This window comes from Actinomycetospora sp. (genome assembly GCF_055612215.1).
Genome location: NZ_JBVPVA010000509.1, coordinates 1 through 7129 on the forward strand (window position 1 = coordinate 1; position 7129 = coordinate 7129).

Here is a 7129-nt window from a genome sequence, read left to right on the forward strand (position 1 = left end):
ATGCTGTTGAACGCGGTGCGCAGGCCGGCCTGCTCCGCGGCCAGGCGCACCGCCTGCTCGTGCACCTGGTCGAACGCGCGGGCGACCTCGCCGATCTCCTCGCGCGTCTCGATCGGCGTGCGGCTCACCTCGGTGTCCGGCACCTCGCCCTCGCGCAGGCTCCGGACCGCGGCCGGGAGCCGGCGCTCGGCGACGTCGAGGGCCGTGCGGCGCAGCAGCCGCAGGGGCCGCAGCAGCGAGCGGGTCACGAAGAACACCACGGCCGCGCCCGCCATGAGGGCGAGCAGCAGCACCACCGACGCCACGCCGGCCGCGTTGCGCGCGCCGTTCTGCAGCGAGGCCGCGTTGGCCTGCAGACGCTCGCGCAGCTGGTCGGAGACGCCGGTGACCTTCTCCTGGACCGCGTTCGACGCGGCGTCCCAGTCCTGGGCCGAGACCTGCAGCGGCAGGCCCGCGCTGCCCCGGCCGAGCACGACCTGGGCCAGCCGGTCCCGGGCGTCGACGTCGGGCCCGACGACCGCGTCGGCGAGGGCGGCGTTGTCGGTGCCGACCGCGCTGCGGAACTCGTCGACCGCGATGCTGCGGCGCAGCGTGGCGTTGCGCGCCTGGTCGATCGACGGGGCGTCGATCCGCCCGCCCGCGATGGCCGAGGCCACCACGGCCTGCACGTAGGCGTCCTGCTCGCGCACCACCGAGAGCGCGTAGAGGCCGTTGGACAGCCCCGCGATCGACGGGTCCGCGGCCTCCCGGGTGAGCGATTCGTCGAAGGTCAGCACCGCGGAGGTCGCGTCGGTGTAGCGGGAGATCGCCCCGGCGGGGTCCACCGCGGCGTTGCGGACGTCGTCACGCACCCGGTCGAGCTGGCCGATGGCGCTCGCGGCGGCCGCGTAGGAGGACCGCGTCTGGTCGTCGACCGAGTTCGCCGACTCGTAGGTGCTGCGCAGGCGGGCGAACTTGTCGTTGGTGTCGTCCACCCGGTCCTGGACCGGGCCGAACCCGCCCGCCCGGTTCGTGGCGAGGAACACGGCCGCCCCGCGGCGCTCGGCGTCGAGGGCGGCGAGCAGGCGGGCGCTGTCGCCCTCGAGCGCGACGGCCTGCTGCACACCGTCGTAGGACCGCGCCGTCTCGGTCTGCTCGACGATGCGCAGCACACCCAGGGTGATGACGAAGATCGTCGGCACGAGCAGGACGGCCGCGAGCTTGACCGGCAGGCTCCAGTTGCGCAGCGCCAGCCGCTCGCTGCGCGGCGCGTTCTCGGACGCCCCCGGGTCGGGGCCGCCCGCGCGGGTCTCCCCGCGCGAGTCGGGTCGGCGGACGGGAGCGGTCACGCGCTCATCCTTCCCATTGCACCGGTCGGTCGGTCTGCCGTCGGCCCCGGCCCCTGATCGGACGCCTGCCGCACCGTGTGTAGTTGTCGATCGGCTACACTGCCGCCGCCGTACCGGCGACGCCGCCAGCGGGGTGACGCCGTTCCCGAGGGGAATGGGCGGACACACACAGGGCGTTCGTGGTACGTGGCGGTGAGGCGCATCGGTCGTTCCGTCGCGGGCGTGGCCGGACTCGCGCGGACGTCGATCCGCGAGCGGGTGCCGGGCTCGGGCTGTGGTCCAGGGTCGTCGGGCAGGTCGGCCGGACGCGTGGACACGATCAGTGCCCCCACGGCGGCCCCGTCGGGTGGTGTCTCACTCCTCGGAGCAGGTGTCGGTGGCCGGGAAGTGTATCCGCACCCCCCGACGAGATCGCCGCCCCGTCACGGAGACCGCCCGTCCGCGCACCGTCGATCACGGGACGTGGCCGCTCCCGAGGTCGGGGGGCGCGGCCCGAGTGATCGTCCGCGCGGGCGAGGACACTGGTGACCGACGCCCGATCCCCACGGCGTCACCCGAGCACCACCGAGAGGAGGACCGGAGGCGTGAGCACCCCCGGGACCGGACCGCTGATCGTCCAGTCCGACAAGACGCTGCTCCTCGAGGTCGACCACGCCGACGCCGGCGCCGCGCGCACCGCGATCGCGCCGTTCGCCGAGCTCGAGCGCGCCCCGGAGCACGTCCACACCTACCGCGTCACCCCGCTCGCGCTCTGGAACGCCCGCGCGGCGGGCCACGACGCCGAGCAGGTCGTCGACGCCCTCGTGACGTACTCCCGCTTCGCGGTGCCGCAGGCGCTGCTGATGGACGTCGTCGAGACGATGGGGCGCTACGGGCGCCTGCAGCTGACCAATTCCCCCGTGCACGGCCTCGTCCTGGTCTCGTTCGACCGCGCGGTCCTCGAGGAGGTGCTGCGCAACAAGAAGATCGCCCCGATGCTCGGCACCCGGATCGACGACGACACCGTCGCGGTCCACGCCTCCGAGCGCGGCCGCCTCAAGCAGATGCTGCTCAAGGTCGGCTGGCCCGCCGAGGACCTCGCGGGCTACGTCGACGGCGAGGCGCACGCGATCGAGCTCGACCAGACCGACTGGGAGCTGCGCGACTACCAGGCCGACGCCGTCGAGGGCTTCTGGGCCGGCGGCTCGGGCGTCGTCGTGCTGCCCTGCGGGGCGGGCAAGACGCTGGTCGGCGCGGCGGCGATGGCGAAGGCGTCGGCCACCACCCTGATCCTCGTCACCAACACCGTCGCGGGCCGGCAGTGGAAGCGCGAGCTGGTGGCGCGCACGTCGCTGACCGAGGACGAGATCGGCGAGTACTCGGGCGAGCGCAAGGAGATCCGCCCGGTCACGATCGCGACCTACCAGGTCATGACGCGCAAGACCAAGGGCGAGTACCGGGCGCTGGAGCTCTTCGACTCCCGCGACTGGGGCCTGATCATCTACGACGAGGTCCACCTGCTGCCGGCTCCGGTCTTCCGCATGACCTCGGACCTGCAGTCGCGCCGGCGGCTCGGGCTGACGGCCACCCTGGTCCGCGAGGACAACCGGGAGGGCGACGTCTTCTCCCTGATCGGCCCCAAGCGCTACGACGCGCCCTGGAAGGACATCGAGGCGCAGGGCTGGGTCGCGCCCGCGGACTGCGTCGAGGTCCGCGTGACGATGACCGAGAACGAGCGGATCGTCTACGCCACCTCGGAGGCCGACGAGCGCTACCGGATGTGCGCCTGCGCCCGCACGAAGATCCCCGTCGTGCAGTCCATCCTCGCGCGGCACCCGGACGAGCCCGCCCTCGTCATCGGCGCCTACATCGACCAGCTCGAGGAGATGGGCGCGGCCCTCGACTGCCCGATCATCCAGGGCTCCACGACGAACAAGGAGCGCGAGCGGCTGTTCGGGGAGTTCCGGCGCGGGGAGCTGCCGCGGCTCGTGGTCTCCAAGGTCGCGAACTTCTCGATCGACCTGCCCGAGGCCTCCGTCGCCATCCAGATCTCGGGGACGTTCGGGTCCCGCCAGGAGGAGGCCCAGCGCCTCGGGCGCCTGCTGCGGCCCAAGGGCGACGGCCGCCAGGCGCACTTCTACTCGGTGGTCTCGCGCGACTCCGTCGACGCCGAGTACGCCGCGCACCGGCAGCGCTTCCTCGCCGAGCAGGGGTACGCGTACCGCATCGTGGACGCCGACGACCTGCTCGGCCCGCCGGTCGGAGAGGTCGACTGACCCCGGCCCCCAGTGCGGCTCAGCGGCTGTACCAGGGGAGCTCCGGGGCCCCGGCGGACGCGGCCCGCGGGGTCGCGGGAGCGGGGGCGGACCGGGGGCCGACGTCGAACGACCGCAGCCCGGGACCCTGGTCCACGTCCACGATCCGCCGCCCGAGCGGGGTCAGCGAGACCGGGATGAGCTTCAGGTTCGCCCAGGCGAAGGGGATGCCGATCATCGTGACGGCCAGCGCGATCGCGGTGACGACGTGCCCGATCGCGAGCCACCAGCCGGCCACCACGAACCACACGACGTTGCCCAGCGTGGACCCGATGCCGGCCTCGGGGCGGCGTTCCAGGCGCTGACCGAAGGGCCACAGCGCGAACAGGGCGATCCGGAACGACGCGATGCCCCACGGGATGGTCACGATCAGCACGCAGCAGATGACGCCGGCGACGACGTAGCCGAGGGCCATCCACACCCCGGCCAGCACGAGCCAGACGACGTTGAGCACGATCCGGATGGCCGCCATGGGACCAGGATGCCCCCTCCTTGCACCCGGACGGCCTCCCGCGGCAGGAACTATTTCCCCGACGGGGCAGGTCGCCGGCCGACCGCCCCGGTCAGGACCATGATCACCGGAACGAGGAGGCCCTGGACGCCAGGGCCCCAGGATCTCGTCGTTCCGCTGATCTTGCTCGGCGAGGGGATCCGTCACGCCCTCAGACGGGCCAGGGTGCGCCGGATCTCGTCGAGCACCTGCTCGGGCCGGTGGACCAGGTCGTCCCAGGTCACCTCGGCCACGACCCAGCCGTCCGCGACGAGGGCCCGCTTGCGCGCCCGGTCGCGCACGAAGCGGTCCCGAGTGCTGTGGAACGCCCAGCCGTCGACCTCCAGGGCGAAGCGGACCTCGAGGAAGGCCAGGTCGAGGACGTACTGCTGCCCGCTCGTGAGGGTCACCGAGGCGTTGACGACCCAGCCGGTGATCCCTCCCCGTCGGAGCAGTGCGATCACATGGCGCTCCGGCTCGGAGGCCGCGTGGTCGCCGGCCTGCACGAGCAGACGATGAGCGGCCGCGGACCCCCGCCGGCCCAGGTGACGGGCCTGTGTCACCCGCAGCTCGTCGAGGGTGACCAGTCCCTGCTGGAGGACCCGGTCGAGGAAGGGCTGGCCGTCCCGGCCCAGGGCGACGGCGGCGTCGAGGACCGCCAACGGTCTGCTCGCCACCCACAGGGTCCGGTGCTCGACCCGGTCACCCCGGAGATCCCGCTGGGCCACGGAGATGCCGGCGTGCGGTCGTCGCGAGCACCCGGGCGGGAGGCCGACGACGATCGGGTGCGGGCTGACCACACCGAGGTCGAGCCACCACGCGGCGGCGAGGCCGACGAGGGTGCCGACCGGCCGCACCCACTCCGCCGCCACCCGGACGCGCGCTGCGGGGGTCCAGGGCCAGGCGCACGCGAAGAACACCCCGGGTGCGCGTCGGAGCCACTCGCCGCTCGCGACCTTGCGGGCGATCTGGTCGTCGCTCATCCCGAGGGCGCGGGCCTGGGCCCTGGTGATGACGCCGTCGTGGGAGGCCAGGAAGCGGTCGAGGTGCACGGGGCGTAGACGCAGCCGGCCGGGGATCCGCTCCCCCCGATCCCAAGATCACCGGAACGACGAGGCCCTGGACGCCCACACCTCAGGGGCTCGTCGTTGCGGTGATCATGGGCGACCGGCGCCGCACACCGGACGCGACGAGGGCCGCACCCCGCCGGAGCGGGATGCGGCCCTGGTCAGTACTGCGTCAGGCCGGGAGCGGACTCAGAAGTCCATGCCGCCCATGCCGCCCGTCGGGTCGGCGCCGGCTCCGGCGCCCGCCTTCTCGGGCTTGTCGGCCACGACGGCCTCGGTGGTGAGGAACAGCGCGGCGATCGACGCGGCGTTCTGCAGCGCCGAGCGGGTGACCTTGGCCGGGTCGATGATGCCGGCCTTGATCAGGTCCTTGTACTCGCCGGTGGCGGCGTCGAGGCCCTCACCGAGCGAGAGGCCACGGACCTTCTCGGCCACGACGCCGGGCTCGAGGCCGGCGTTGTGCGCGATCTGCTTCAGCGGCGCCTCGAGCGCGGTGCGCACGATGTTGGCGCCGGTGGCCTCGTCCCCGTCGAGCCCGAGGCCCGTGAAGACGTCGCCGACCGAGGCCTGCAGCAGGGCGACGCCGCCGCCGGCGACGATGCCCTCCTCGACCGCGGCCTTGGCGTTGCGGACCGCGTCCTCGATGCGGTGCTTGCGCTCCTTGAGCTCGACCTCGGTGGCGGCACCGGCGCGGATCACCGCGACGCCGCCGGCCAGCTTCGCGAGGCGCTCCTGGAGCTTCTCGCGGTCGTAGTCGGAGTCGGAGCGCTCGATCTCCGAGCGGATCTGGGTCACACGACCCGCGATCTGCTCGGCGTCACCGGCACCGTCGACGATGGTCGTCTCGTCCTTGGAGACCGTGACCTTGCGGGCGCGGCCGAGGAGCGAGAGGTCGGCGGTGTCGAGCTTGAGGCCGACCTCCTCGGAGATGACCTCACCGCCCGTGAGGATCGCCATGTCGGCGAGCATCGCCTTGCGGCGGTCACCGAAGCCGGGGGCCTTGACGGCGACCGACTTGAAGGTGCCACGGATCTTGTTGACGACCAGGGTGGCCAGGGCCTCGCCCTCGACGTCCTCCGCGATGATCGCCAGCGGCTTGCCGGACTGCATGACCTTCTCCAGCAGCGGGAGGAGGTCCTTCACCGACGAGATCTTGGAGGACATGAGCAGGACGTAGGGGTCGTCCAGCTCCGCCTCCATCCGGTCCTGGTCGGTGACGAAGTAGGGCGAGATGTAGCCCTTGTCGAAGCGCATGCCCTCGGTGAGCTCGAGCTCGAGCCCGAAGGTCTGCGACTCCTCGACCGTGATGACGCCTTCCTTGCCGACCTTGTCCATCGCCTCGGCGATGAGCTCGCCGATCTGGGCGTCGCCGGCGGAGATCGACGCGGTCGCGGCGATCTGCTCCTTGGTCTCGACCTCCTTGGCCGACTTCAGGAGCTGCTGCGAGACGGCCTCGACGGCCTTCTCGATGCCCTTCTTCAGGGCCATGGGGTTCGCGCCGGCCGCGACGTTGCGCAGGCCCTCGCGGACGAGCGCCTGGGCGAGGACGGTGGCGGTGGTCGTCCCGTCACCCGCGACGTCGTCGGTCTTCTTCGCGACCTCCTTGACGAGCTCGGCCCCGATCTTCTCCCACGGGTCCTCGAGCTCGATCTCCTTCGCGATCGAGACGCCGTCGTTGGTGATCGTGGGGGCTCCCCACTTCTTCTCCAGGACGACGTTGCGGCCACGGGGGCCGAGGGTTACTCGGACGGCGTCCGCGAGGGTGTTCATGCCCCGCTCGAGGCCACGGCGGGCCTCTTCGTCGAACGCGATCATCTTGGCCATGCTGGGTGGTCCTCCGATGAGAGACACGTGTGCTCGGCCAGGGGCGGTGCCCGCGACGGACGACCGGCTCCGTTCCGCCGGCCTCACCACCCCGACCTGGCACTCGAACCTAGCGAGTGCCAATTT

General features: G+C 72.5%; 4 protein-coding genes and 1 pseudogene. 1 reads left to right on the forward strand and 4 read right to left on the reverse strand.

Annotated features, from left to right (window positions below; translation table 11 throughout):
* Positions 1 to 1328: nitrate- and nitrite sensing domain-containing protein (locus AC0CYZ_RS14115; protein WP_472216338.1), on the reverse strand; the 1328-nt coding region annotated here is incomplete at its 3' end.
* 584 nt (positions 1329 to 1912) lie between these two features.
* On the opposite strand from AC0CYZ_RS14115, the gene AC0CYZ_RS14120 reads away from it, so the two are divergent.
* Positions 1913 to 3583 carry a DNA repair helicase XPB gene (locus tag AC0CYZ_RS14120; protein WP_472216340.1) on the forward strand — a complete coding sequence of 557 codons (1671 nt, stop codon included), beginning with the start codon at positions 1913 to 1915 and terminating at the stop codon, positions 3581 to 3583.
* Between the two features lie 133 nt (positions 3584 to 3716).
* Here the strand turns inward: AC0CYZ_RS14120 and AC0CYZ_RS14125 are convergent.
* The 3 genes and pseudogenes from AC0CYZ_RS14125 to groL form a co-directional block, all read right to left on the reverse strand.
* Positions 3717 to 4085, reverse strand: a pseudogene (locus tag AC0CYZ_RS14125) (YccF domain-containing protein); the annotation flags it as partial.
* A 191-nt stretch (positions 4086 to 4276) separates the two neighbouring features.
* On the reverse strand, positions 4277 to 5164 hold the full coding sequence (locus tag AC0CYZ_RS14130) for a type IV toxin-antitoxin system AbiEi family antitoxin domain-containing protein (protein ID WP_472216342.1): 888 nt from the start codon (positions 5162 to 5164) through the stop codon (positions 4277 to 4279).
* Positions 5165 to 5368: 204 nt separating this feature from the next.
* Entirely contained in the window at positions 5369 to 7003 is a 1635-nt protein-coding gene (gene groL / locus AC0CYZ_RS14135) for a chaperonin GroEL (RefSeq protein WP_472216344.1), read from the reverse strand.
* Positions 7004 to 7129: the final 126 nt, after the last annotated feature.

What these genes read in the sequence shown, in the direction of transcription:
- groL (WP_472216344.1), bottom strand. Translation starts at nt 7,003, where the DNA reads ATGGCCAAGATGATCGCGTTCGACGAAGAGGCCCGCCGTGGCCTCGAG.